Source organism: Alicyclobacillus sp. SO9 (genome assembly GCF_016406125.1).
In the GTDB taxonomy this organism is placed as follows: domain Bacteria; phylum Bacillota; class Bacilli; order Alicyclobacillales; family Alicyclobacillaceae; genus SO9.
Window position 1 is genome coordinate 4,823,655 of the sequence record NZ_CP066339.1, and the last position, 26,456, is coordinate 4,850,110.

Sequence of the window (26,456 nt, forward strand, 5' to 3'; positions counted from 1 at the left end):
AAGTGTCATCCGCTGTCATCATCCGCCTTGTCAAGGACCGTTCTGCAAACTTGTCTCTTCATCAGTCCTTCGGTCACGGACAATTGATTTGTTGACTTTTTCCCCAGCAATGCCCGAATTGGCAACTTGGGTTCCAAGAATCAGAAACAGCATCGCGTACATGAAGTAAGAGAGCACAAGAGGCGCATATTCAAAGACGTTTTCCGTCAGGTTGTGAAAGAGAATAGCAAGTATCCCTGTGAGCCCGCCTGCCAACAGTACCCGCTGCCGCCTCGCTACCGTACTGCGTACCTTTTGGTAGAGAGACCGAACTAAGGCAAAATGCATTGTAATAAACAGCACCAATCCGACAATGCCTGTCTCCCCCAGGATCTTTACATAGAAGTCATCCGAATATACACTGTGCCCGTATTTAGCTGCTACTGCTCCCCCATATTGGCCTAAGCCAGCGCCGAACAAGGGGTCTTTACTCAGCTTATGAATCCCAGTCATCCATCGAGCAAAACGTCCATACTTAATGGTCTTGTGCCAATAGATAGGAGACGTCAAATCGAGAATACGGTGATGAATCGCAGGCACGAAGAATGCAACAATGGCAAAGGCAATCACGAATAACAAGAGCCGCCTGTCGACAATAATGGATAGAATCAGCGTGGACAGCACCAATGCCATCCAGGCCCCACGGGTAAAGGTAAAGAGAAGTGCTGCAAAACAAATAACAACACCCGCAAAGTAGAAGACCTTTCTGCTTTTCAATTTTTCCGACAAAGCTAGCCCCGCCAGTATGGGAATGTTAAGCGCCATATAAGCTCCAAGCTCATTTGGGCTTTTGATTACGGAAAACACTCTCGTACGTACATGTTCATGAGTGTCTGCCCAATGAGGTGGAATCGGAACTTTTGTAATGTATTGATAAATGGCGTGAGCGCCAATTGCCACAGCGACAACAACTCCGAAATGGAGTAAGGGTCTCACGTCCTTCGGACCAATTAGAAACGGCAGTGGAAAGGTAAACAGCAGATAATAGACGTCAAATTGATAGCCTTCTAAAGCCTGAATTGGATGTGTTCTTAGCCCGGCTGCGACCAAAAATAGCCCGTAGATAATAAAAAGCAGCGCAAAAACGTGCCAGGAAAACCGCGGCGGACGTTTTCCACGTATGTACCTTGAGAAAGCTGAAATAACAAGAATGGCAAAAATGACTTTGTCCCAAGCATGACCTGCAACAGGAACAAACCTACGCAAAGAATAGTCTATTACCGGGAAAGCCATGAGAGCATACACAGACCACCGGACTAGTCGGCTGTCGTCCAAGCTGGGTTGATATGTATCTGCTTCTAGATGTGCTCGTCTCAGACTCTTCATCTTTATCAGCTCCATTCGTACTGCCTTTCCCCGAATTCTCTCTATATGCTTCACGCATTATACCACAAGCCCCAACACGATTTTCCACATGTGATACCTCTAGCGGAGGATTCCGTGTGGTCTGTCGAGAATACTAACGAATAGTAAATAAACGAAGCAGCCATCGCCGCAGCCATCACCTCCTGGGACACTGACTTCTGAGATTCTATTCATATGCAAAGGCAGGAGTTAAAGAGATATGAATACTTTAAGAACCAGACTGGTAAGGGCCGATTTTCCTATTATCACAGTGGTTTTGATGTTGTCCGTGTTTAGTTGCATTGCAATATACGCCGTTGAATTGGCAAACGGCGGCTCTCACAGCGGATGGATAAAGCAAATGATGTTGGAGTCGGTAGGTTTTGTAATAATGTTGGCAACGATGTTTTTTGATTTCCGGATAATGAGAAAAGTTGGTTGGTATATCTATGGTCTTACCATTGTACTTCTAGCCGCTGTCTTTGTCATAGGAAAAACGATTAATGGAGCTCACTCATGGATAGGATTGGGTTCCATTACATTTCAACCTTCCGAGCTAGCAAAACTGGCAATGGTTGTAGTCATCGCAAATTATATGGCGAGAGTAGAGGAATCAGATTCCCCGAGCTATGGCATGAATCATTTTCTCCCTCTTGTTTCCATCATGTTGATGCCATTCGTATTGACCTATTTGGAACCTGCTTTAGGCCAAGCGATTGTGATATTCGCGACATTCGCTACGATGTTTGTCATGTTTATAAAAAACAGTTATTTCGTCCTTATATTTGTTTTCTTTGTCCTTTTCATCGGTGCTACCGTACTCATTGCTGTAGATTATTCTAACCAAGCGGTTCATTTTATCAATCAGGTACTCGTTGGACACCATATTTTAAAATCGTACCAGGTTGATCGTATCATCACTTGGTTGAATCCGTCTGCACAACTGCAAGGTTCTGGATTTAACGTCCACATGGCACGAATAGCGATTGGCTCTGGAGAAACATTCGGACGCGGGATCATGGCTTCGAGTGGTGTGTTTGTCCCCAATCAAACCTCAGATTATGTTTTCAGCATCATCGGCCAGGATTTTGGGTTTGTCGGAAGTGCCATTTTGATATTCCTGTTTCTCATTTTGGTCTACAGACTCATTCGTATAGGCAGACAAACCTCTGACGTCTTTGCAATGTACTACACAGTCGGAATTACGGGTATTATTGGAGTTCAGGTATTCGAGAACGTCGGTATGGATTTGTACATGAGCCCTTCGACCGGAATTACTCTGCCATTTGTAAGTGCCGGCGGTACTTCTTTGTGGGTTTTTTATTTTGCGATTGGCTTGGTTCTCAGTGCAGGAATACGGAGCAAGGAAAAAATAACCTATTAGCATGAATCCCATATTGGTATTCCGTCCGAACCAATTTGTGTTGCGTCCTCTCCTATTCTAATTATCATGGGTATTCTGCTATGCTACCTAGTGTCAGGTTTTTGCTGAGGTTATTAAAATCTTGAACAAGAAAAGGGGCATGTTATGAGAGGCTTTTATGTTGGACGTGACCGGATGCTTACCTTCCCTCAGTGGGGAGGACGATTGTATGCACACGCTCACGATCAAGGACTCATTATGTCACAGCTTATGCAGGACGGAGTATTTGAAGTTGGACTTACAAACTTTTTGATTAAAAACCTGAAGCCTGGGAATACGTTCATTGACGCTGGAGCCAATATTGGTTATTTCACAGTACTGTCCGGTATACTAGTGGGAGAAAAGGGAAAAGTCATTGCGTTTGAACCAAGTGAAGAGAACTTACATGTTTTAAAAGATAATGTCGGCATGAATATGCTAAATCCTCGCACCGAGATACATAATAAGGCTATCTATTCTGAGAATACCACCCTAAAATTTTATGTTTCAGAAAAGTGGGCTGGAACCAATTCCATCAACCAGCACGATGAAGAATACTTCAAGTATTTCGCAAATGATACCATCACTGAAGTCGAAGTGCAATCAACTACTCTGGACGAAACCGTCAAAAGGATTGGAAAGGTAGATTTCATTAAAATAGACATTGAGGGAGCAGAATATCATGCGTTTTTAGGCATGATGGAATCCTTGATTGAGAGAAGAGTCAGCTCGATTATTTTCGAACTAAATCAGCGCATGCTCGGAGACTATTGGGATGAGTTGAAGGTTTTACTCAACGCCTTACAAGAGAAATACGGCTACACGTTCCATACGGTGGATGACGATGGCTTACTGAATCAGATTTCCCTTCCACAACTCTTTTCAAATGCGTTTATTGACGCTGTGATTATGACAGCGTAGTTAGCGTACCAAACCACAAGTCTTTGATGGGAATCCAGACCTGAGTCCACCTTGCTGCAACCCCGAGGGTACCCGTCTCCGGGGTTGCCTGAGAACAAATAAGCCGCGGCGGCTAGACTTCGCCGTCGCGGCTTATCGATATGACCTTAGTCGCTCGCGACCTTTGGTTTCGTTATCGCATGGGTTCTACCAACCGAGTCCAGCAGCAACAGCAACAACGGCACCTACGACAATACAGTAGTACGCAAACGGACGAAATGCGCGAATTTCGTGCGTGTTAAAGTAGCGCATCAGGAACCATGTGCTAAGAAATGCTACAAAACCTGCAAGCAGACCTCCAACGAGCCCGAAGTGAATCATTGCAGTGTTGTGGCTGTGCACCATTTTCGGTACCTCAACAACACCCGCGCCCAAGATGATTGGGGTTGCCAGCAGAAAGCTAAACCGTGCTGACGCCTCATAACTGAGTCCTGTCAGCATACCCGCACTCATAGTCACTCCGGACCGAGAGAAGCCGGGAATTAAAGCCAAAACTTGTACACACCCAATCAAAAAAGATTGAAAGTAAGTAACATCGGTGGTGTCCTTGCTGCGAGCGTGTTTTACCAGCCGGTCGACCAGAATCAGCACAAGCCCGTTTACAACGAGGAATATACCAGCGGACGCAGGGTCTGAGAACAACCTCCGAAAGAAATGTTCAAACAGTTTCCCAATAATGGCCGCGGGAATCGTTGCAACAACAATCAGGCCCAGCAAACGCCTTTGCTGTCTTCGACCCGACGTGAACAAAGACAACAGTAGATCCACCCAATCACGCCAAAAGAAAATCAACAGAGCAGCCGCCGTTCCCAAGTGCAACATGACAATAAACGGCAGAAAATCGTTGTTGCCCGAAATCTGAGGCCAATGCAACACAAACGGCAATATGACTCCGTGAGCTACGCTACTAACCGGAAAAAGCTCCGTAATTCCCTGAACAAGAGCAAAAATCACAACTTGCATCCACGTCATTATTTCTTGGCTCCTTTTGCGGTAGAACTGGTGGTGAGATAGAGTTTTGATAGTAACCTTTACTTGTTCAACATGCAGTGGTGTTTCCCTGCCAAAAAGGACCGCATCCGACAAAGTTTTTATGAGTTAAATCCTAACAAAACAAAATTCCCCGCTGACAGTAAACCATTCGTGGGGAATTATATCAAGAAACGATAAGCATTTGATGTTTCAGTTCTTCTGTACGACTACAGTGATGTGCTGGTGCCCCGCAGGAAGCTTAATAATGAGCGTCTTATCATCTTCATTATACGCTGTTCCTTGAGTTCCCTGTCTCAGTTGTTCCAACGACAATCGTTCCAACACCCGTTGTTCCACCGCTCCCTGCTTATCGTTCGCGACCCAAGTTACTGTTGCCGTGGCTGCACACCCGGTTACGACAATAGGATACCCATTATTCCCCGAAAGTGCTTGGTGCTGTACCTCGATTTTTATAACGGCTTCCTGTGCAGAGTCCTGAACGGTTATGGCAGTCTGGTTGTAAACACCGTCCTGATACGCAAAAGTCGTTCCGTCGTCTTCGTACAGTTCAAAAACCGTCGTCCTGTTCACATCATCTTGAACTGTATCATCCATGCGAGCATCTGATTCAGCCTGTAATGCAGACTCAGACTTGTTGTCCAGATACACGTGGAGGAGCGTATTTTGGTCTAAGCCCGAAGGCTCCGCGAAAGCTGCCGGTAATGCCCCATCAAATGTCCCATTAGCATCATCCATCGGGATGACGGCGCCGCTGCGGATATACAGTGGCATGGTATCGAGTGGTGCTTCAGCCAAAACATGCTGCCCGCCTTCATATCTCTTACCCGTCCAGTAGTTCACCCAAATCCCTTTCGGCAGATAAACGCTGCGGTGTCTTGTGTCAGGGCGATAAACAGGTGCCACAAGGACATCCTTGCCCACCAGAAACTCATCAGACAGATTGTAAGTGTTGACATCATCGGGATACTCCAAAACCAAAGGACGCATAACCGGCACGCCTGTTTCTGAGGCCTCTTTGAACAGGCTGTAGAGATACGGCATGAATTGATAGCGCAACTGAATATACCTTCGGACAATCCCTTCTATTTCTTCCCCAAAGGACCATGGCTCTTGGCGCACAGTGTCCAAAGCACTGTGATTTCTAAAGAATGGGAAGAAAGCCCCCATCTGTGTCCAGCGTGCCAGCAGTTCTCCTGACGCGTGGTGTGCGAAGCCCCCTACATCGGGTCCGCTGAAGGTGACTCCGGACAAGCCTAGGTTTAAGACCATGGGCATCGCCATCGCCATATGCTCCCAGAAGCTGCGGTTATCTCCGGTCCAGACAGCTGCGTACCTTTGAATGCCTGCATATCCCGATCTCGTTAGTACAAACGGCCGCTCTCCCCCGAGACCGTCTTTAAGTCCCTTGTAAGTCGCCCGTGACATGAGGGTGCCGTAGACATTGTGCAGTTCCTCGTGTGTCTTCGGGTTACCGTTGTTGTGGTGCATAATGTGCCCCGGCATCGTTTTTGACTCATTGAAGACCGCTGGTTCGTTCATGTCGTTCCAGATACCACGGACACCAAGGTCAGTGTAGAACTGCTGGTTCTCACTCCACCACTGTGCAGTTCTGTCATCCGTAAAGTCAGGAAACGCACTTGCACCCGGCCAGACGTCATCAATGTAGATGTCGCCTTCCAGTGTTCTGCAGAAGTGGTTCCCTTCTACGCCGCTGCGGTAAATTGAGTATCTGGCGTCCTGTTTTACACCGGGATCGACAATCGGAACCACTCTGACCCCCATCTCCATGAGTTCATCCATCATCGCTTTGGGATTGGGAAATCGCTGCCCGTTGAATGTAAACACGCGGTAATCCCGCATGTAATGGATGTCCAGGTAAACAGCTGACAACGGAATCCGCTTCGTCCGGAAAGTCCGAGCCAATTCCAACACTTCATCCTGACTCATATAGCTGTAGCGGGATTGATGGTAGCCCAAGGCCCATTTCGGCGGGACGGGCATCCTGCCGGTAAGTGCGGTGTAGCGACGAATGACATCCTTCAAGAGAGGGCCCGTAATGACATAAACATCCACTCCGCCTGTCTTGGTCCTGACTTCAAATGCATCCTCAAACTGACGCATGTCAAAAGTTGAGTGCCCTGTGTTATCGAGAAACAGGCCGTAGGCCTGGTTTTGGTCAAACGGGATGAGAAAGGGTATTGAAACATACAGCGCCTCGATTTCCGGAACATGAGGGGCATAGACGTCCGAGTTCCACATGGTGTAGGACTCCCCTCGTTTGTCAAGAAAACTGGTCTTTTCCCCCAGTCCGTAGTAATGGGTTTGCGGGTGTGCTGCTGCGGATAAGCCCGCATTGCCTTCTGTTGTTTGATAAAACTGAAGGCCCTCCACGGCGCGCTGGCCTGTATGGGTCACAACTTCACACGTACTGTCTTGTAAGTGTACGACTGCCGTCACATCCGCCCACTTAACAGTCAGCCGATTCAAATCCGCATCTTCATCAACCTCAAAATGTCTGCTTTCAAATTCCTCAATTACGGCAACTGAAGTCGACAACTCAGGGTGCGTTCCGGTAAACAGTGTAAACCGAACCAGTTCCTTGACAGGAGACGAAACCGCGATGTTTCCGTGCTCACAGTAGAGCAGCACACCTTGTTTATCTGCCTGATAGCCCAGCACACGCCCTAATGTCGCTGTTGAACCTTCCATTGTTTGAGTCCCTGTCTCAACTGCCTTATCGGGACGAATTGATTCACTTGTTTCCATGCCTGCACCTCATCCACTCTGCAATTTATCCTGATGGTGTTTGTCTGAAAGGGGCGCAGCAGGTCTCGGAGCACCCTTTTCCTCAGCTTTCAGTTCCAATCTTTGATGTTATCTATGGTTCCCATATCATGCAAGCTCCCGGACTAAGCTTATCAGCTTCTTCTCCGGGGATGGCACCTGCGGAACGTCTAACGGATGAACTGTCGAACAAAACCTTCCCGTGGCAACTGACATGACAACTTGCATCACCGGTGTTAAAGGCCACGTGAACCGCTGTTCCGTCGTGACCTCTGCGCAGATATTCCACGTAAGTATCTGTCGCTGCGACAATTTGCAACTCAGTCGTTTGCAGCGCGGGGTGATTCCGCCTTATTTGAATCAGTTTCTGCACCGCGCCGCGAAGTTGGAGGTTCTGTTTCGTGCTGTCCCAAACCATGCCGGCTCGACAGCCTGGGTCTGTTTCTCCTTCCATCCCTATCTCATCACCATAATAAACCATGGGAATACCTGGGTAGGTGAATTGGTAAGTGAATGCCCGAAGGACTGCGTCCTTGTCGCTTTTGGCATGTGTCAGTACCCGCTCTGTATCATGACTGCCAAGCAGGTTGAGTCCGGCCGACGCAGCTTGTACCGGGTACAAATGCAACAGTTGCACAAGCTTCTGTGCAAATTCAGTTCCTGTCAAAGTCTTATCTACCAGGAACCCTAAGCCATAATCACGGAATAAGTAGTTCATGACGCCGTCAAACTCATCGCCTCGCAGCCACGGTAGACTATTATGCCAGACTTCGCCGAGAATCAGTGCATCAGGCTTAGCGGCTTTCACGGTGGTGCGGAACTTGCGCCAGAAAACGTGATCAATTTCGTTCGCCACATCCAAACGCCAGCCGTCAATATCGAATTCCCGAATCCAGTAGGCAGCCACATCCAGCAGGTACGACTCAACCTCAGGATGAGCTACATTTAATTTAGGCATTCCTGCCAACTGATTGGAGAACGTTTCATAGTTGACGTTCTCCGTGTCAAGACGCTCTCCATGAATAAAGAACCAGTCCCAGTACGGGGATGCTGCACCGTTTTTCACCACATCCTGAAACGGTGCAAAACCCGCGCCGCTGTGGTTAAACACAGCATCCAGCACAACCCGGATTCCGCGTGCATGCGCGTCCTCAACCAAGGCACGAAAATCGTCTTTTGTACCAAACTGAGGGTCAATTTCATAGTAGTCGGACGTATCATACTTGTGGTTGGACTGCGCTTTGAAAATAGGTGTAAAGTAAATCATGTTGACACCTAGGTCGGCCAGGTAATTCAGTTTTTCACGCACACCCGGAATATCTCCGCCAAGCATGTTGCTCTGGGTGGGATCAGCGTCCCAGTCGTCTGCGCCGTCCGGGGTCAAAGCGTCGTCGCCATTGGCAAATCGCTCCGGGAAGATCTGATAGCACACGGCATTCGCTGTCCATTCGGGGACATCAAAAACATCCCGTTGGCACAGATACGGCAGTTGAAACACACCTGCACGTTCAGAGTTGTCACTGAGCCCTGACTCGCCCAACCAAAGACTTTCCATATCTTCATCTGCGGAGTCACTCTGAGGGTCCATACGAACTTCTGCGCTGTGTTTCAGTTCAAACGTGTATTTCAATCGGCTGGTCGGAATCTCCACGTCGGCTTCGAACACATCAAATGTACCGTCTTCACCGACATACTTCATACTCTGGCATGATTGCAGTTTCATTTGGTAACGGTCTCCAGAATGGAGCTCAACATGATGAACAGCTCCCCGTCCAACCAATAGGACGATACGAGCTGTCGTTTGATTTAAAGCATATGCGAAAGGCTCATAGGGTTGATGGAGTACCCTTAGATCCATGTGAATTCCTCCTTGATTCAAGCAAACTGGCCCTGCAGTGTTAAGGCAGCGGTGACGACGTATTGAGATAGGAAGCACCGCACGAGTTGCGAACAACCAATTCCGTTCGGATGGTTTTGTGTTGAGGCTCCAAATCAGAGTTCTTGATGTGCTCCAACAGCATATTTGCGGCGGCCGAACCCAACTCGTGCATGTGAACTCTCACACTGGTCAAAGACGGATTAGCGATTTCAGCCATGCGAATGTCGTTAAATCCGACAATCGCCAACTCTGACGGCAAGTGGTAGCCCAACTCGGCAGATGCACGCATTGCGCCAAAAGCCAGTACGTCGTCCGAAGCCAGGACCGCTGTAGGACGATCAGACGAAGCCAAAAGCCGCATCATACCCAGATAGCCGCCCTGCTCGAGAAAAAAGCTGGAAACCTCCAATTGCGCATCAGGTTCTAGCTGATAGTCGCGTAATGCGTTCCGGTAACCTGTGACTCTGTCCAACGTGACCACCAAATCAGAGGCACCCCCGAGGAAGCCAATGCGTTTATGCCCAAGCCGGATTAAATGCTCCGTTGCTTTGTAGGCCGCTGATACGTTGTCATTGTTCACGGTAGAAACGGAAATTCCGTCGGGCGCTCTGCCAAGCAACACCGCCGGAAACTTCTGCTGCTCAACCAACTTCAGCACAGGGTCATCTTGTTTGCTGCTGAGCAGAAAGATGCCGTCAACGCGGCGGCCGCGAATAACCCTGTCGATTGTATCTGTATCTGGCCCTGAGGTGAAAAGCACAATGTCATAGCCATTCTCATTCGCAACTTCACTGACACCGCTCATCATTTGTGCAAAGAATGGATTCTCAAAAAACTCATTGCCTCCGTACGGCATCAGAACGCCAATGGCGGAGGTTGTATTTGTCACCAAGCCCCGAGCAAGGGTGTTGGGATGGTAGTCTAGATGTTCCAATACCTCGCGGACCCGCCGCTTTGTCGCTGCTGATATACGCGGTGAGTCAGCCAGCACCCTCGATACAGTTGACGCAGACACATTGGCCATACGCGCAACGTCTTTGATTGTAGTCATTCCATACCCCTCCCCGGGACCGTACGCCTTCTTTTCTATACTCGTTACCTCTCTCGTCTCACAATTAATAATTATACTATAGCTCTAATTATCCTTTGACCGATCCCGCTACCAGTCCGGATGCTACATAGCGTTGCAGCAACCCAAAGATTACCGTCAGCGGAACTGCTGACAGAAGTGCCGCTGCCGCGAACTCTCCCCAACTTTTAGCAAATTTTTGACTGATCATCCCATACATCCCCACACCGAGTGTATAGTTGTGGGGCGATTGAAGTACAGTTCCAGCAATCATGTATTCACTAAAGCTTCCCATGAGGGTAAACAGAAAGATTACTGTCATCATAGGTTTGGCTAAAGGCAACATAATTCGCACAAATCTCTGCCACGTATTTGCTCCGTCAATAATTGCCGCTTCGTCTAATTCCTTCGGAATCGAGTCGAAATAGCCTTTGAGCAACCAGATGTTAAATGCACTGCTGCCAAGGAGTACAAAAATGTACGCTGCTAAGTTGTCAATGAGGTTTAACTTCGCCAACCCTGCGTAAATCGCGGCAATAGCCAGGAAGTTTGGAAACATCTGCAGGATCAAAAGTGTCATCAGACCGTACTTTCGTCCCCAGAACCGAAGTTTTGAAAATGCAAACGCAGCTGATGCCGTAAACACCAACTGGCCAATTCCAGTAGCCAGTCCAACGAAGAGACTGTTTCGTACCCAAATCAGAAACCCACTGTCGGCAAACAGTTTCTTGTAATTTTCGAACGATGGATTCGAGGGAAACAGGGAAACAGAGAAGTATGCGTTGGACGGGTTAAACGATGCTTCCACTACAAACCACATCGGTATTAACATGACAAGAATCACAACCCAGATAATCAAGCGGGAAGACCACAGGAGAGTACGCTCACCAGGAGCCATAATATGTTGATCCTCTGCCTTTTTCCTCTTTGGCATTGCTGTTGCAATTGGATTGCCCACGGCTCAATCAACCTCCTCAAAGGCCTTGGTGTACCTCATTTGAAGAAAACTCAGTATTGCAACGATAACAAACAAGATGATAGATATGGCTGACGCTAAGTCGTATCTGCTGAAATTCAACGTCATTTTATATGCAGCTGAAGCTAGGATGTCCGTGTGACCGACGAACTGGTTATTCGATCTTGCAGGGCCGCCATTGGTTAGGAGATATACCGCGTTGAAGTTGTTAAAATTGAAAGCAAATGCCGGAATAATTAATGGAAGCGTGATCTTCCAGATTTCAGGTACGGTAACGAATCGAAACTGTCTCCACCAGTTTGCTCCGTCAATAGCACTGGCTTCGTACAACTCGTGTGGGACAGCTTGTAGCGCACCAAGAGAAACCGTCATCATATACGGAAAGCCAGCCCACACATTGACACCGAAAATCGCAACTTTGGCCCAAAATGGATTCTGAAGCCAAGGTACCCTTGGTATACCAAAAGCATGCAACAATCCGTTGATTTGACCGTATGCGTCATTTAACAGTCCCTGCCATGCAAGCATGCTGATAAGCGCGGGCACTGCCCAAGGGATAATCAAAAGAGCTCGGTAAACTGCTGCTTCTTTCATGTTTCTGTTGTTAAGAAGCAAAGCTAGAAAAAGCCCGACAAAGTAGTTCAAAATAGTGACGCCTGCCGCGTACTCAATCGTCCAAAGCAGTGTCGGAAGAAACAGAGTCGACAACGGGTTGTCGGGATTCAGGAGCTCCTTAAAGTTTTTAAGGCCCACAAAACTGTAGTGCTGGAAGTGCATTGCATCATAGTTGGTGAACCCGATATAGATAGTGTAAAGAATAGGCAGCAAGCTTAGGATAGAAATCCCTATAAGTGCCGGCGACAAGTACGCGTATGAGATCCATTGGATCTTGCGACGCTTTTTAGGCAACTTCTTTGGCCCGCCGTTCGCAACTGCCTGCATATTTGCACCTCCTCTTTCGATAAAAGAAGGGCCGGGTCATCAATCCAACCGGCCCTCGCTGATTTGGAAATTATGAGCCCTGTACCTGAATACCCTTTTTAATGTTTTTCACGAAGTCATTTGCACCAGTCTGTGGTGATACCTTGCCGTTAACAATGTTCTTGATAACACTCATCGCACTCCAGGCTGCTTGCATTTGCGGAATGTTCGGCATTGGAACAGCAACTTTTGTCTGGTCAGCAAATGCCTTAAACATCGGTGACTGCTGTACTACTGATGAGTTTTGTAATGATTTTAGAGCTGGAATTTGTTGAGCATCGTTAAACAATTTCTGCTGTGCAGCCTTATTTGTCAAAGCTTTTGCCAAACTCCAATCTGCAGCCTGGTGCTTGCTCTTTGCATTGACAATTGTAGTCTTGACACCCATAAACGGAGTTGCTGGTTTGCCGTTGGGAAGTGTCGGCCAAGGTGCAATCCCGAAGTTCACACCTGCTTTTTTCACATCAGGAATATCCCAAGGGCCGCTGACATACATACCGATTTTACCTGCGATAAACTTAGACTTTGCAACAGCACCCGTGACACTTGGGTTCATCCAGTGATACTTGGAGTCCATTTGACGCATCAAGGTGAATGCCTGCACTGCACCAGCATTATTCAAACCTATATCCTTGGGATCCAGCGTTCCGTTATTGCTCTTAAAGACGTAACCGCCAAATCCGCCAATTAGTGCATAGTCATCGTATAAATTCGCTTGGTCGTACATAAAGCCGTGGGCGTTCGCGTCTTTCACAAATTCAGTCCAGTTCTTTGGAGGTGTCTTTATCATTTTCTTGTTGTAGAAAATTGCTGTTGTTTCAACCTCCATTGGGATGGAGTATATTTTGCCGTTAACCGTAACGGCATGAACTACAGATGCATTGTATTTACTCGGGTCAAAATCAGCCTTTGGTACTGGAGATAGAAGACCTTCCTGTGCAAACAGTCCATTATTGTCATGCGGCATACCATATAAAACGTCCGGACCCTTACCTGTTCTCGCAGCCGTCGCATAAAACTTAAAGCCGTTCGGATTCTTGTGCTGGTCAACAATCTTTACAGTATCGCCATGTTTCTTTGCCCAAGCATTAGCAAGCGCTGTAACGTCTTTTAGGTTCGGACCGCCTTCCCATACCCACAGTGTAATCGTTTGTCCTTTTGGAACAGACGCTGCTTTGGTTGAATTCCCGCTGCTGGAAGTGCCGTTTGCGGTACCGCACCCAGAGACCACTCCCGCCAGAGCTAATGCTGCAAAAGTTCCTGTTGCTGCTGATTTCCACCTTTTTTTCATCACATCTTCCCCTTTCTGATGGTACCATTGAAATGCTGTTTGCAGCTTGCTTATCAGGTCCCTCAAAAGCCTCGGAAGTGCTTTGCAAGTTGTGCAAACGTTTGTCTTAGATTATATAGTTTTTCTATTTAATAATGCAAGCGCTTGCGCGTGAACTTTTTTAAAAAATCCTGTCACAATGATATGCAGAATGTGCCAAAACAACTTGCACAAGAAAGCGCCTCCAACTGGAGGCGCAACAGATAACAGGAAGAACAAGTCGGACCCGAATTCCCTCAATTACATCTTGTAAAAGCATACACAAGCCATTAACCAAACAGCTTTGCAAGTCCGTAAACCACCACAAATGACAGAATAAATGAGCCCACTATCATGCCTGTCCAGAACAGCCAACCGCGAGAGGCGGCATCGGATGCCGGCGCTGCTGCGGGCCGTTTCGGGGGACTGACGCGCTGACTAGGACGTGTGTGTTCTTGCGGGATAGTCCGCGCTGATTCGTTTCTCGGGTTATGTGTGTTTCTTGGACTCCTCGTGTTCCGCGGGTTTCGCTCGTACAACTCGTTTGGTTCATTTTGCATATATGCCGGCCCTGAAGCCATGTGTTCTGGTTCGATTCCGACTTCTGTGGCCGAAGTCTCAACGCCAAGCATTTGGGCAAGTTCGTAACTATCCTTGCACCATGCCAGTCCTAGCGGCGTAAACAGTTCTGCGCCGCGCCGATTATAGCCAGCGTGTTCACCACGATAAAGAGCTATGAATCTCCCGTTTTCCCGGGCTATTTCAAGTGCTTCGTGCAACATTGGTGTTTCTTCACCAGGATGGGCTCCGCTCACAGCTTCCAGCGTCAAAGGACCATATTCCGAATCTGGCTGTTGCTCTGAGTTTTTCCGTGCAATTGCAGGCGAATCTTCAAAACGAACATAGACTCTGTATTCCACTATGTCTCACCATCCCTAAATATGTACCTTGTCTAACTATAAAACAACTTGCCAAGAAGGTATAGTCAAATACACTTCGTTTCCGTTGCTCGGCGTCGTGACATGCAAAAGCATAACACTGGACATGCTAACCAAGAGTCTGAATCGGAGGTTACCACCATGTCTACACGCACAAGAGTCCTGCTTCGTTCCCTCTTTGGGTTGGCGCTTGCAACAAGTTGCACTTCAATACCCCCGAGTCCCCATGCTTATGCGCTTGCACGGCTTGTGACGCCGTCCGACAACACATTGAGAGACCACCTGTTTCCCGTAAAAAGCCGGCAGTATTATGAGTCCCGAGGTGAAGCCGTGTGGAATGTGCCAACGAAAGAACGCGCCGTAGCCATTACTTTTGACGACGGTCCAAATCCAAAGTTTACTCCGCGTGTTTTAAAACTGTTGCACAAGTACCGTGCACACGCAACATTTTTCGTAATTGGAGCCAACGTGGACCAACACCCTGAACTTGTACAACAGGAAGTTGACGAAGGTCATGAAGTAGCAAATCACACATACAATCACAAAAACATCCGTACGCAAAGCCAAGATGAGTTAGAAGACGAAATTGAACGAACTCAGCAGAGCATTGAACGAGCTGCCGGAAAGCGGAGCATATTATTTCGGCCGCCGACAGGCTACTACAGTTCGACCGTAATTCAGGCAGCCAAGGAGCAAGGTTGTCTTGTCGTCATTTGGTCATGGGATCAGGACACACGCGACTGGGAACGCGAAACCACTGCTGACTCAATTGTACAATCCGTCCTCTCCCACTTGCATAACGGGGATATTATTTTGTTTCACGACCGGGCAGGCGATAGAAGCGAAACACTGCGGGCATTGCACAGAATCCTTCCAGAACTGCAGGAAAGAGGATACGAATGCCTCACTGTGTCGGAATTATTGAGACTGAAAAATCCAACTCAGACCAGTCCGGACGCATGAGCATAACACAGCACTTACATATAGAGTACGAAAATAAGCATCCTTGAGCCTTGCAGTGGTACAACGGCATAGTATATAATCCCTATCAACTTAGTAAACTATAACTCCTTGTGCACATAGTGAAACTAGAAATTCAGGAGGAGGCGAAGTATGGAAGAACAGCTCAAAAAAGTACTGCGGACACCGGAAGTCTTGTTTATCGGTATGAACGGAGTCATCGGCGGAGGGATTTTTCTGCTTCCTGGAAAAGTGGCCAAAATCGCAGGCCCGCAGGCTGTCTGGGCCTATCTTGCCGCTGGTATCATTGTGACACTGATTGGCTTGGCTTTCGCTGAAGCAAGCAGCATGTTTCAACGTACCGGCGGAGCACTGGTCTATGCAGAAGAAGCCATGGGAAAAACCGTTGGTTTCACAGTGGGCTGGATGGCCTGGCTCACCTATCTTGTGGGTTGGGCAGCTCTTTCCAACGGGTTTGTCAAGTATTTAAGTACACTGTTTCCAGGAGTAGCACCGTACAGAGCACTCATCATTTTTGTCGTTGTAGGATTTCTCTGTCTTTTGAACACGTACGGTGTCAAGAACGGATCGTCTATCATTACATTCTTCTCGATTGCCAAGTTAATTCCGTTAGCTGTACTTATCTTCGTAGGTGTCCTGTTCGCGGGCGATCCCGCTTTACACTTGGTCCCGGCAGGAACGGGCAGCTTTGGCAAAGCAGTGCTGGTCCTTATTTTTGCCTACGGGGGCTTTGAAATGGCCACCATTCCGTCAGGTGAAATGGTGAATCCGCGCAAGACAGTGGCCATAGCGGTGCTGGGCACACTCACAGGCGTTACGTTCTTTTACATGCTCATCCAATATGCGGCACAGCGCCTGGACCCGAATATCGCATCGGCCGGAGCACCTTTGGCCACAGCAGGCGGCGCCATGTTTGCCGGAGGTTTGACATTCATGACCCTGGGAGCCGTCATCTCCATTTTCGGAACAAAAAGCGGTGTTGCCCTTGCGGCCCCCCGCTCTATCTATGCGTTGTCTTGGAATGGAGCTTTACCCTCTATTCTCGCAAAAGTACACCCGCGGCTGAAGACGCCCTATGTGTCTATCTGGCTTACAGGAATTTTGGTCATGATACTTGCCATAACGGGATCGTTCACGCATCTCATTCTATTAAATGTGGCTGCAAGACTCTATGAGTATTTAATGGTATGTATCGCAGTCATTGTGCTCCGCTATCGCAAGAGCGACGTGGACCGTCCCTTCACACTGCCCTTTGGCATCTTCATTCCAACCGTTGCAGCTGTCCTTTGCATCTGGCTGATTGCGCAGGAGTCAGGCAAGCAGTTGGTTGCAGCCGTTATAGCGTTCGTGATTGGGGTAATTTTATACGGATTGACGCAAATCACTACAAAATGAAAACTTAGCTGCAGGGATACTGCGTTTCTGACCTGTGTCGTCCTGTTACTGGCTTTGTGATTGGAGAGGACCCCGGCAGCCTGCGGCAAGGCCGGGGTCCAAAGATGCCCAATGCAACTGTAATTCCTTGCGATGGTCCTTCGATGGACTCCGATGGACTTCAGCGGTCCTTCGATGACGACGCTATTATCTACACAAATTCACCTCCGCGACGCAGACACAGGTTCCTGCACGCCAATTTGATGCATCAGGTCTGCGAATACTTCCGGAGTAAGAGACTGCTTCCCGTCCGAAACGGCTTCCTCCGGATGAGGATGAATTTCGATAATCAATCCGTCTGCTCCGGCAGCTATGGCTGCTTTTGACATCGGCGTAACGTGGCGAGCAATGCCTATGCCGTGACTGGGATCGACAATGATTGGCAAATGACTCAGTTCCTTGACTACAGGTACAGCGTTTAAGTCGAGAGTATTGCGGGTGTAAGTCTCGAATGTGCGAATGCCTCTTTCACACAAGATGACATTGTCATTGCCGCCGGACAGGATGTACTCCGCTGACATCAACCACTCCTCTATGGTGGCAGACATCCCGCGTTTGAGTAATACAGGCTTCCTAAGCTTACCCAGTTCCTTAAGCAAATGAAAATTCTGCATGTTGCGAGCGCCGATTTGGAGAATGTCGACGTATTCGGCTACCATCGGGAGATTAACGGGATCCATGACCTCCGAAATGATTTTCAATCCAGTTTCTTCTCGCGCCTCCGCCAACAGCTTTAATCCTTCTTCACCAAGGCCCTGGAAGGAATACGGTGAACTGCGCGGTTTGAATGCGCCGCCTCTAAGAACATGTGCTCCCGCTGCTTTTACTGCGTGCGCGGACTCGAGAATTTGTTCGCGGCTCTCCACAGAACACGGCCCTGCCATGACCACGGGTTTGCCGTTACCAATCTCTACGTCTCCCACAGATACCACCGATGATTCTGGATGAAAATCTCTGCTGGCCCGCTTGAAGGGGTGCTTAACCCTGGCTGTTCGAATCACACCGGGCCAAGCTTCAACCTGTGTTTCATTCAAGCGCTCTGTCTGCCCAATCACACCGATAACCACATTATCCTCGCCCTCCACGACATGGCCCTTCAAATCAAGTGACTCAATCTTTTTAACCACAGCATCCACTTGTTCCCGACTGGCGGTTGGCTTCATGACAATAATCACTGATTCTCTCCTCCTCTAATTTTCTGTAGTTGACAAGCGCGAAATACAAAAATCTCGTCCTAAACAGGGACGAGATGCTCGCGGTACCACCCTGATAAAAGACGGGGCCACAGTCAGATTGAGGTCCTCCAAGCAATCAAAAAAACCCATCCCAATCAGGGACGAGTTCTGCTCGCGGTACCACCCTAAGACAAAGGCAAACGCCTTTCACCTTCATTGGAATAACGAAAACGTTGGTTGACGCTTCCGGCACAGACTACTACCCGCCTAAACTGCGGGATTCACCTAGCAGCTCCGGAGTGAACTTCCGCTGCTTCGTCAGTCCGGTTTTCACCACCCACCGGCTCTCTGCACTGTCAGAAGATGCGTACTCTCTCCATCAAAGCTGTTCATTATTTCACAACATTTGAGTAAATTTTCTCTACATTCTGCATCTTTTTTGCCCGACTGTCAACAACGAATGTGCCTAAATATTTTGTGAATACGATTTCATTTTATAGACACTCCAACTGATGTCAGAAAAAAGACTTGGATGTTGACAGACATCCCAAGATAGTTATATAGTGTAATGGTTTCGTAACTAAATCATTAGAGTGTATAAATATCTGTCCGAAGAGTGATTCCTAAAGAAGGTGATAGTTTGGCGCAGTCAGACAGTCTGCCGGACCGATTCGACACTGCTCTCTTCACGACAATGCAACACATTGGGCCGCAGTTGGTTCAGGAGATGGATTTGGAACTCACACCTGGTCAAGTGTTCATGCTGCACTTTATCCGGGAACAGCCGAACTGCAGCGCCTCAGCCTTGTCGGACAAAATGGAGGTCAATCCAAGCGCGGTGACAGTCATGCTCGATAGACTGGAGCATCACGGGTTTGTCCTGCGGCAAAGAAGCAAAAAAGACCGACGAATGATAGTCATTCAACTTACGGAGACTGGGAGAAAGGCACTTTCGCACGTGATGGACATACGCCGCATTATCCTGGCCTATTGCTTTAACAAACTGAATCCCAAGGAGCCGGAGTTACTGGTAGAGTTACTCGAACATGTGGCCAAAATTTCTTCCGGTTTAAACTTGAAAGAATTTATCGCCTCTTGCAGCCCACCGGATATGGAAAAGCGGAAAGAAAAGGCGAACCCGAGTCATTCGGAATCGTAAAGATAGAAAAATGGAGTGGTAATTGTGAATAAAACAGGCGTACAGACAACAAACCAAATTACAGGACAACGAAAATGGTGGGCATTGGCCACTGTCCTATTGACCATGTTTTTTTCGTCCATGGACCAAACAGTAGTGTCAACCGCAATGCCGACCATCATTGGCGACCTGCATGGATTTGACTTATATGCTTGGGTATTTAGCGCATACATGATGGCTTCTTCTGTGACAGTCCCAATTTACGGAAAGCTGTCTGATGTGTTTGGCAGAAAACCTTTTTATATCTTTGGACTCGTGATGTTTGGCATCGGGTCTGCCATTTCAGGTCAGGCCGATTCAATGACTGCGCTGATTTGGGCTCGAGGGTTCCAAGGTATCGGTGCAGGAGCCATGATGAGCATGCCTCGCGCGACCATTGGAGACATATTTGATCCAAAGGAACGCGGTAAATGGATGGGTGTCATGGGAGCTGTGTTTGGTCTCTCCAGTATTTTGGGACCAACTATCGGCGGCTGGATTACGGATTCGATATCTTGGCGCTGGGTCTTCTACATTAACCTGCCGTTTGCCGTCTTGGCTATCATCGGTGTCATGATTGCCTTACCCAAAGTTCGTGCAGAACACCGTGTCAAAGTGGACTGGCTTGGTTCGTTCCTGCTCGTAGTTGGACTGGTCCCGCTTCTCCTCGGTTTCACATGGGCCGGCAACAAATACGCATGGGGTTCCCCAATCGAACTGACACTGTTTATCGGCGGATTAGTTGTGCTGGCTGTATTCATGTTCTGGGAACGAAAAGCGGCCGATCCGTTGCTTACACCGGTATTGTTTAAAAACCGGATTTTCAGCACATCTTTGGTACTGGGCGTGCTGGTTGCCATGACGATGTTTGGCAGCATCATGTTTCTGCCAGTGTATGTACAGGGTGTACTTGGACTCAATGCTCAAGGCAGCGGCTGGGTCATGGCGCCCATGATGCTAAGTTTCATTGCGGGAAGTATTGTGGCCGGGCAACTGATGTCCAGAACCGGGCGTTACAAGGTACTTGCATGGATCAGCGGGGCAGTCATTGTGGCTGGTGCATTTCTGCTAACGAGGATGACCATTCACACCACGTGGCCTGATGTCATCTTGAACATGGTAGTGCTCGGCCTCGGTATTGGAGCGCTCATGCCGATGATGAACGTCGCGGTCCAGAACGCGTTCCCATACAAAATGATGGGTACCGTCAATTCGACACAACAATTCGTCAGTTCTTTGGGCGGCGTTATTGCGTCTCCTATTTTCGGTTCGATTCTGGCGAAGGCCTTTGCAAATAAGCTCTCACATACGATTCCCAGTTCTCTGAAACAGTTCCAGAGCAAACTCAAAGGCATTAACCCTCAGTCACTGCTGACAACGCAGGCACAACATAAGATTGCATCAGAGTTCGACAAATTTGGAGCTGCAGGACACCAGATGTATCTGCAATTGATGGATTCAGTGAAAACATCCCTAACTTTTGGTATCCATCGTCTGTTTGAATTTAGCTTGATTTTTGCCATCCTGTGCTTTGTAGGAACGTTCTTTCTCCCAGAAACGAAATTGCAAGGAGAAGAGTACTATAAAGCCAAGGATTCGGAAGGCGATGCAAAACCGAAAGACAGAGATGCCGTAACACAGAACTGAGACTTTTCGCGGAAGTCTACATCATATCCCAATCACAAACGGGTCGTGCAAGTTGCGAAGAAGCTTCATAATGCTCATCGCGACAATCACACCCGTTTTTGGGTTTTCAGATGGAGCATTTCTGATTTCAAATGAGAACAAACCAGAGTCCCCTTGCACCGACACAACATGTACGTTTTGATGAATATCCGGATCTACCCACACTTCCACCCTGGTTTCGTCCAGCCCCCCGCCAGCGAGACCGAGTGCCGCCGAGACATTCGCGTTCTGGGGGTATTTTTGCGCCGCTTGCCTGGCTGTCCCCGTAAAGACCCGTGTTGGTACAGACAGTTGTTCCAAATCCAGGCGACTTTCCACCTCCGTTCCATACCAGGATGTCGGAGGCTTTCGCGTCTGCAACTGAACTGTCTGTAGACTGCCTTCCTTTGCCGCGCAAATGCGGTCTAATCCGCCGAGAGCACAAGATGGGAAGTATATTTTGGCGTTGTGTCTTAAAGCCTGTTGGTGCATCTGTTGTTCGAACGCCTTGTCTGTAAAAGCCCCCACACTGCAAACCGCCACTGAGATACCCCTTTGAACGAGTTGCGGGACAAAAGTACGGACCGCTGCTTGGCCTGCTGCTTCAATAACGAGATTTGGCTTTAGACTGAGAAAATGGGAGAAATCCGTCGTCATGATGGGCACGTGACTGGATCTCGTGCGACTGAATATTGAAATGAGCTCTAGACCAGGTAATTTAGCCGATTGAATCCGCTGTGCAACGTCCTTCCCAATGGCCCCATAACCTATCAATCCCACCTTCATGTTGTGTCACCTCCTATTCACTCTTGTCCCTCTGTCGGATAGAGTTTTAAGTAAGCTGTCTTTGCACCTTCTATGTGCTTCTTCGCGACGGAGATTGCTGCCTCAACATCCTGCCTGCGAATTGCGTCGACCAAAAGCCGGTGCTCTTTCATAGCTTGTGCACTTCTCCCAAAAGCCTTGTAACCCTCTTGGGCAAACAGTTGAATACTGTCAAGCAAGCTAGACAGCATCTCCAGCAGACGTTTTCTGTTTGCAGCTTCATAGACCGCGCAGTGAAACGCAATATTATAGCCAGACACCGCCGTATCGTCTCCTTGTTCCAGCGCAAGTTCCATTTTCTCCGCCAGGTCTGCAAGCTTATCAATGACTTCCCGTGACGCATTGCGAGTGGCAAGTTCGACTGCCATTGGTTCAAGGGCGAAGCGTAAATCAAAGATTTCAAAAAACTCCTGGGGGCTGATGACGCTTACAATAGGCCCCTTGTGAGTGATGTTCTTAATGAGCCCTTCGGTCTCCAATCGAATCATTGCGTCTCGGATTGGTGTTCTGCTAACACCGAGTTCTATTGAGATGTCTTTTTCAACCAACTTTTCACCGGAACGATATGTACCATCCAGGATTCGCTGACGAAGAATCATACGCACCTGTTCCCCGATGGATTCTGAAGAGATTAATACGTTTTTCATGGCAATGGCTCCTTCAGCGGCACAGTTCAAGCAGTTAGTGCAAAGAACCCAGGATGGGCCGGAATACATTCTGGTAAACACCAACTCCCCAAGCGCATTCCAACCCATCCTTGTTACCCTAATAAGCTGTTACCTCAATAAGCTGTTCTTACTTCAATAAAGTGTTACCTCAATCAAATGTTGCCTCAAGTAAACCTACGGCTTCTGGAATTTCCCAATCTTTTTCAGTGCAGCTTTGGCAAAACTCATGTTTACAATTTTTGACGCCTTCAAGCCGGTCTGTACAAACCCATGTTTGACATACCAGTTAATTTGGTTTTGGATACTGCTTGTATAAACGGTGCCATTCGGGTCCAGTTCAGGCTGGTTTTCGGCCTCAAGGATAGACACAGATGTATTGGTATCCTTAGCCATAATTTTGGCAATCTTAGCCTGATTTTTGCTTCCATAGACAAAGGCGTTGTCAAAGGCGCGTACACCTTTCAAATATGCAATCATATACCGTGTGGCGAGGCTCTTGTTTTTGAGGAGATTTTTCCCGAACTCTAGAACGGAGACTTCTTCATGGGGTGCGTATACCTTTGGTCCAATCGGGAAGGGAACGAGGATGTTTTGCTGTTTTCCTTTCGTAATCAAAGGTTCCAACTGCATTGCTGCATCCATCGCACCGTGCGACATTGCGGTGTTTAAATCCGAAAAACTGTCGATCACTTTGATATGAACGTCCTTTTCCGTCAGGCCGCCCTTTGCCAATGCTTCGTCAAGCATGAGCTCATTGATGTTTCCTTTTGAGACGACACCGATGGTTAAGCCTTTTAGGTCCTTGAATGTTTTTACTTTATTCTGAAGTTTCTTTCTAATCGTGAGTGCAAAATACGGTTTACCCGGATAGTTCCGTCCCGCGTCGGCTACAATCTGAATGCCGAAATTCTTGTGTTCCAGGTTAATTAGGCCGGCGCTGACCAGACCCTGCGCTACATCAATTTGACCGGAGGCTAACCCAGTTAATTCGTCCGATCCGCTTGAAAATTTGGTCGACTCTATCTTAATTCCTTCCTGCTTAAAGTAACCCAAGGCTTCTCCGAGGAACAAACCGGCATAAGACGGTGATCCTTCTGCAGTTGCTACTTTCACGACTTGAAGTTTTCCGGATGACCCTTTGCTTCCACCACCAGACTGTGCGCTGCCCGAACTGTTGGCAGATGCTGTGCCGCAACCCGCTATCAGTCCAGTCACAAGCAGCGGTGCTGCTGCCCACATCACGAAATTTTTCGACCTTTTTCCTATCATTACAATACCCCCTGTTTATTCTTTTCTTAGGTTGCATTGTGAGGTTAAATTCCAGATATGTAGAGCAAGCAACCCCTTCCTGAATCGGAGAACAGAAGCACCATCACCTCCCTTTCGTTAAAATTTCAACCGCAACTCTCTCAGACCACAGACTTGTTGCAAATCACCTATTGGTCCGCCGCCTGGATTCCCCTTCCCGGGCGTGTGAACGTACTTAGTTCGACAGACCTTGCTCACGTTTTGATTTATCCACTTCTTCCTTCAACAGGCCCCAAATTTCCGTGAACAATTCCATAAATCGATGACTTGCTCTCACTTCTTCGATTTTACGGGGCCTTGGGAGATCAATACTGAACGACTCCTTGACAGTGCCCGGGTGAGCCGTCATTACGTAAACCTTGTCAGAGAGAAACAATGCCTCGTCAATGCTGTGCGTGATGAACACAACCGTTTTACGCGACTCCTCCCAGATTCGAACCAGCTCCTGCTGCAACAGTAACCTGTTCTGCTCATCCAGTGCTGCAAACGGCTCGTCCATCAGGAGTATTTCCGGGTCATTGGCGAAGGCACGCGCGACACTGACACGTTGGCGCATGCCGCCGGACAGTTGATGCGGCAAAGCGTCGCCAAAGGGGCGTAACCCTGTTTTCTCCAGGTACAAGTCGACAATCTCATTCGTCTTTGCCTTCGGAACCTTTCGCATTCTTAGGCCATAACCAATGTTCTTACGCACGGACATCCAGGGAAAAATGGAGTGTTCCTGAAATACCATGGAGTTTAGCGGTTGGCTCAAGTCATCGTGCTGCATGTCCATCGTTCCCGTTGTGGGTTTCTCTAATCCGGCCAAGATACGAAGAAGGGTCGTTTTACCGCAGCCGCTTGGCCCGACAATGCACGCAAACTCTCCTTGCTTAATATCGAGATTGACCGCATCCAATGCCGTTACAATCTTCTTCTTCACTTGAAATTGCTTTCCCAATCCCCGAATAGAAATTTTATTGTTCCGATGTTCATCAATTATGGCTGCGTCACTATTCAGCACCTTACTCACAAGGCTTCACTCCTCTGACAGTTTCATAGACTTGGATTCCAAGCCAAAGTGCGTCATTACCTTATTTTTGTTTCCACGGCACAACACGGGCTTCAATTTCATCCAAAATAATGCTGAAAATATAGCCAAGGAGCGACATCAAAATGAAGTAGACAAACATGTCTCGAATATCAAAGACATCATACGAAGTCCATATGCGGTAGCCAATGCCAGCCGTGGACCCTTCCATTTCAGCCGCAACAATCAAGAGCAGCGCCATCCCGGAGCCAAGCTTGAGTCCTGTAAAGATCATCGGCAGAGAACCGGGTATAGCAACTGTTTTGTAGTAGTTCCAACGTGAGGCTCCAAAGTTCTTTGCAACGTCCATGTACGCTTTCTCCAAATTTAAGACACCTGCTGCAGAGTTAATGAGCACTGGAAATACAACACCCAAAAGAATAATCATGATTTTCTCCAGATTACCCAATCCAAAGATCAACATGATGAGTGGCAACAGAGCCAACTTGGGGATGGGATAAGTGGCAGAGACAACGGGATCGAAAATGGCACGGACGATGGGAAACAAGCCCATTGACACACCTATAATCACGCCCGGTACAGCCCCCCCAATAAATCCCCAGAAAATGCGGTACAAACTCACAACCAAGTCATGCTGCAACTGCCCCGTCTGAATGTCACTAATACCTTTTGCAATAATGGACGTTGGTGTTGGGAAGAACCTCGTATCAATCAGGTGAAATTGAGACAGGAACTGCCAGATAACCAGCAAGATGATAGGAGAGACAACAGCGAGAACTCGGCGCCTTTGGTTTTCCGTCATGCCGATTTTCACCTTTTCAACGTCCGTTCCTACCACTTTAATTGCGTGTCCAGACTCCGTCATTGGAGAACTCAAATCTCTCACCCTTTCTCAGTTTGAATAATGTATGTTGTATACCAAATCAACCAAAAATTTTTTGGTTGTAATAACTAAACCCCAAACCGAGGCAATACAATGCCTCCGTAGACAAAGGCTGCAACAATGACGAAAGCTGGGTGCCACTTCTTAAAATGAATGACCCACAACGCTACGGCTGCAATAATAACTGATTGCAAAACTCCAATGCCGTGCACTGCGTCCCGGCCAATTTCCCAGGTCAAAAGCACCATCAAAATAGCGATGACAGGTTGCACAAGGGCCGTCATCCCTTTCACCACTGACGAAGTGCGGTATTTATTGAGAATTTTCAACAACACGATGAGCCCCAAGCAGGATGGAAGAACAGTTGCTGCAATTGCGATGAAAAAACCTGCCCATCCACTGGCTCCATACCCGACAAAGGCAGCGATTTTTGTCGCAATGGGACCCGGTAAAGCATTTCCCAACGCTAATACATTTGCAAACTGCGTATTGTTCATCCAGTGATAGTGATGAACAATTTGGACTTGCATCAAAGGAATGGACGAAGGACCTCCGCCGTAGCCAAGAATATTGGCCACAAAGAAGCCCCAAAGCACGTGCAGCAAGTTCATCATATTTCCTCCTTCCATGTACATC

General features: G+C 48.0%; 22 protein-coding genes and 1 other annotated feature. Of the genes, 6 read left to right on the forward strand and 16 right to left on the reverse strand.

The genetic code is table 11. The features are described from left to right. Positions 1-30 precede the first annotated feature (30 nt). Entirely contained in the window at positions 31-1,365 is a 1,335-nt protein-coding gene (locus tag GI364_RS22525) for an O-antigen ligase family protein (protein WP_198851408.1), read from the reverse strand. 238 nt (positions 1,366-1,603) lie between these two features. Here GI364_RS22525 and GI364_RS22530 point away from each other — a divergent pair, with 238 nt between their 5' ends. Together GI364_RS22530 and GI364_RS22535 are read left to right on the forward strand one after the other, a co-directional pair. Continuing rightward, positions 1,604-2,767, forward strand: coding sequence for an FtsW/RodA/SpoVE family cell cycle protein (locus tag GI364_RS22530; RefSeq protein WP_198851409.1), 1,164 nt, complete (start codon positions 1,604-1,606; stop codon positions 2,765-2,767). Between the two features lie 144 nt (positions 2,768-2,911). Then, positions 2,912-3,706 carry an FkbM family methyltransferase gene (locus GI364_RS22535; protein ID WP_198851410.1) on the forward strand — a complete coding sequence of 265 codons (795 nt, stop codon included), beginning with the start codon at positions 2,912-2,914 and terminating at the stop codon, positions 3,704-3,706. 186 nt (positions 3,707-3,892) lie between these two features. Here the strand turns inward: GI364_RS22535 and GI364_RS22540 are convergent, their stop codons facing one another. The 8 genes from GI364_RS22540 to GI364_RS22575 all read right to left on the reverse strand — a co-directional run bounded on the left by GI364_RS22540 (position 3,893) and on the right by GI364_RS22575 (position 14,656). Further along, positions 3,893-4,717: an undecaprenyl-diphosphate phosphatase gene (locus tag GI364_RS22540; protein WP_198851411.1), complete on the reverse strand. Its 825-nt coding sequence runs from the start codon at positions 4,715-4,717 to the stop codon at positions 3,893-3,895. A 210-nt stretch (positions 4,718-4,927) separates the two neighbouring features. Then, positions 4,928-7,504: a glycoside hydrolase family 31 protein gene (locus GI364_RS22545; RefSeq protein WP_198851412.1), complete on the reverse strand. Its 2,577-nt coding sequence runs from the start codon at positions 7,502-7,504 to the stop codon at positions 4,928-4,930. A 112-nt stretch (positions 7,505-7,616) separates the two neighbouring features. Further along, entirely contained in the window at positions 7,617-9,380 is a 1,764-nt protein-coding gene (locus GI364_RS22550) for a glycoside hydrolase family 13 protein (protein ID WP_198851413.1), read from the reverse strand. A gap of 40 nt (positions 9,381-9,420) precedes the next feature. After that, on the reverse strand, positions 9,421-10,452 hold the full coding sequence (locus tag GI364_RS22555) for a LacI family DNA-binding transcriptional regulator (protein ID WP_198851414.1): 1,032 nt from the start codon (positions 10,450-10,452) through the stop codon (positions 9,421-9,423). 88 nt (positions 10,453-10,540) lie between these two features. After that, positions 10,541-11,428: a sugar ABC transporter permease gene (locus GI364_RS22560; RefSeq protein ID WP_233095916.1), complete on the reverse strand. Its 888-nt coding sequence runs from the start codon at positions 11,426-11,428 to the stop codon at positions 10,541-10,543. Between the two features lie 3 nt (positions 11,429-11,431). Next, a complete protein-coding gene (locus GI364_RS22565; protein ID WP_198851415.1) occupies positions 11,432-12,388 on the reverse strand; it encodes a carbohydrate ABC transporter permease in 957 nt (318 codons plus the stop codon). A 70-nt stretch (positions 12,389-12,458) separates the two neighbouring features. After that, positions 12,459-13,718 (reverse strand): sugar ABC transporter substrate-binding protein, encoded by a 1,260-nt coding sequence (locus GI364_RS22570; RefSeq protein WP_198851416.1) that lies wholly within the window; start codon positions 13,716-13,718, stop codon positions 12,459-12,461. A 308-nt stretch (positions 13,719-14,026) separates the two neighbouring features. Beyond that, positions 14,027-14,656, reverse strand: a complete 630-nt coding sequence (locus GI364_RS22575) for a hypothetical protein (protein WP_198851417.1) — start codon at positions 14,654-14,656, stop codon at positions 14,027-14,029. Between the two features lie 159 nt (positions 14,657-14,815). Between GI364_RS22575 and GI364_RS22580 the strand changes: the two genes are divergently transcribed. Together GI364_RS22580 and GI364_RS22585 are read left to right on the forward strand one after the other, a co-directional pair. Continuing rightward, entirely contained in the window at positions 14,816-15,637 is an 822-nt protein-coding gene (locus GI364_RS22580; protein WP_198851418.1) for a polysaccharide deacetylase family protein, read from the forward strand. Between the two features lie 150 nt (positions 15,638-15,787). Beyond that, positions 15,788-17,050: an APC family permease gene (locus GI364_RS22585; protein ID WP_198851419.1), complete on the forward strand. Its 1,263-nt coding sequence runs from the start codon at positions 15,788-15,790 to the stop codon at positions 17,048-17,050. Between the two features lie 200 nt (positions 17,051-17,250). Here the strand turns inward: GI364_RS22585 and aroF are convergent, their stop codons facing one another. Then, positions 17,251-18,264 (reverse strand): 3-deoxy-7-phosphoheptulonate synthase, encoded by a 1,014-nt coding sequence (aroF, locus tag GI364_RS22590; protein ID WP_198851420.1) that lies wholly within the window; start codon positions 18,262-18,264, stop codon positions 17,251-17,253. Positions 18,265-18,418: 154 nt separating this feature from the next. Beyond that, positions 18,419-18,656: a binding site (T-box leader), on the reverse strand. Positions 18,657-18,904: 248 nt separating this feature from the next. Between aroF and GI364_RS22595 the strand changes: the two genes are divergently transcribed. Both GI364_RS22595 and GI364_RS22600 read left to right on the forward strand, forming a co-directional pair. Further along, on the forward strand, positions 18,905-19,423 hold the full coding sequence (locus tag GI364_RS22595) for a MarR family winged helix-turn-helix transcriptional regulator (protein ID WP_198851421.1): 519 nt from the start codon (positions 18,905-18,907) through the stop codon (positions 19,421-19,423). A gap of 24 nt (positions 19,424-19,447) precedes the next feature. Beyond that, a complete protein-coding gene (locus GI364_RS22600) occupies positions 19,448-21,088 on the forward strand; it encodes an MDR family MFS transporter (protein WP_233095917.1) in 1,641 nt (546 codons plus the stop codon). A 21-nt stretch (positions 21,089-21,109) separates the two neighbouring features. On the opposite strand, the gene GI364_RS22605 is transcribed toward GI364_RS22600, so the two are convergent. From GI364_RS22605 to GI364_RS22630, 6 genes are all read right to left on the reverse strand, one after another. Beyond that, complete coding sequence (locus GI364_RS22605; RefSeq protein ID WP_198851422.1) at positions 21,110-21,892, reverse strand: aspartate dehydrogenase; 783 nt, start codon at positions 21,890-21,892, stop codon at positions 21,110-21,112. Positions 21,893-21,909: 17 nt separating this feature from the next. Continuing rightward, positions 21,910-22,578: a GntR family transcriptional regulator gene (locus GI364_RS22610; RefSeq protein WP_198851423.1), complete on the reverse strand. Its 669-nt coding sequence runs from the start codon at positions 22,576-22,578 to the stop codon at positions 21,910-21,912. Between the two features lie 195 nt (positions 22,579-22,773). Continuing rightward, on the reverse strand, positions 22,774-23,868 hold the full coding sequence (locus tag GI364_RS22615; RefSeq protein ID WP_198851424.1) for an ABC transporter substrate-binding protein: 1,095 nt from the start codon (positions 23,866-23,868) through the stop codon (positions 22,774-22,776). A 214-nt stretch (positions 23,869-24,082) separates the two neighbouring features. Beyond that, positions 24,083-24,919 carry an ABC transporter ATP-binding protein gene (locus GI364_RS22620; RefSeq protein WP_233095918.1) on the reverse strand — a complete coding sequence of 279 codons (837 nt, stop codon included), beginning with the start codon at positions 24,917-24,919 and terminating at the stop codon, positions 24,083-24,085. A 61-nt stretch (positions 24,920-24,980) separates the two neighbouring features. Next, positions 24,981-25,814, reverse strand: coding sequence for an ABC transporter permease (locus GI364_RS22625; RefSeq protein ID WP_198851425.1), 834 nt, complete (start codon positions 25,812-25,814; stop codon positions 24,981-24,983). Positions 25,815-25,888: 74 nt separating this feature from the next. Further along, positions 25,889-26,434: a chromate efflux transporter ChrA gene (locus GI364_RS22630; RefSeq protein WP_304503169.1), complete on the reverse strand. Its 546-nt coding sequence runs from the start codon at positions 26,432-26,434 to the stop codon at positions 25,889-25,891. Between the last annotated feature and the right edge of the window lie 22 nt (positions 26,435-26,456).

Coding starts and splice junctions, on each gene's coding strand:
- GI364_RS22525 (WP_198851408.1), bottom strand. CDS start 1,365: ATGAAGAGTCTGAGACGAGCACATCTAGAAGCAGATACATATCAACCC.
- GI364_RS22530 (WP_198851409.1), top strand. CDS start 1,604: ATGAATACTTTAAGAACCAGACTGGTAAGGGCCGATTTTCCTATTATC.
- GI364_RS22535 (WP_198851410.1), top strand. CDS start 2,912: ATGAGAGGCTTTTATGTTGGACGTGACCGGATGCTTACCTTCCCTCAG.
- GI364_RS22540 (WP_198851411.1), bottom strand. CDS start 4,717: ATGACGTGGATGCAAGTTGTGATTTTTGCTCTTGTTCAGGGAATTACG.
- GI364_RS22545 (WP_198851412.1), bottom strand. CDS start 7,504: ATGGAAACAAGTGAATCAATTCGTCCCGATAAGGCAGTTGAGACAGGG.
- GI364_RS22550 (WP_198851413.1), bottom strand. CDS start 9,380: ATGGATCTAAGGGTACTCCATCAACCCTATGAGCCTTTCGCATATGCT.
- GI364_RS22555 (WP_198851414.1), bottom strand. CDS start 10,452: ATGACTACAATCAAAGACGTTGCGCGTATGGCCAATGTGTCTGCGTCA.
- GI364_RS22565 (WP_198851415.1), bottom strand. CDS start 12,388: ATGCAGGCAGTTGCGAACGGCGGGCCAAAGAAGTTGCCTAAAAAGCGT.
- GI364_RS22570 (WP_198851416.1), bottom strand. CDS start 13,718: ATGAAAAAAAGGTGGAAATCAGCAGCAACAGGAACTTTTGCAGCATTA.
- GI364_RS22580 (WP_198851418.1), top strand. CDS start 14,816: ATGTCTACACGCACAAGAGTCCTGCTTCGTTCCCTCTTTGGGTTGGCG.
- GI364_RS22585 (WP_198851419.1), top strand. CDS start 15,788: ATGGAAGAACAGCTCAAAAAAGTACTGCGGACACCGGAAGTCTTGTTT.
- GI364_RS22605 (WP_198851422.1), bottom strand. CDS start 21,892: ATGAAGGTGGGATTGATAGGTTATGGGGCCATTGGGAAGGACGTTGCA.
- GI364_RS22610 (WP_198851423.1), bottom strand. CDS start 22,578: ATGAAAAACGTATTAATCTCTTCAGAATCCATCGGGGAACAGGTGCGT.
- GI364_RS22615 (WP_198851424.1), bottom strand. CDS start 23,868: ATGATAGGAAAAAGGTCGAAAAATTTCGTGATGTGGGCAGCAGCACCG.
- GI364_RS22630 (WP_304503169.1), bottom strand. CDS start 26,434: ATGATGAACTTGCTGCACGTGCTTTGGGGCTTCTTTGTGGCCAATATT.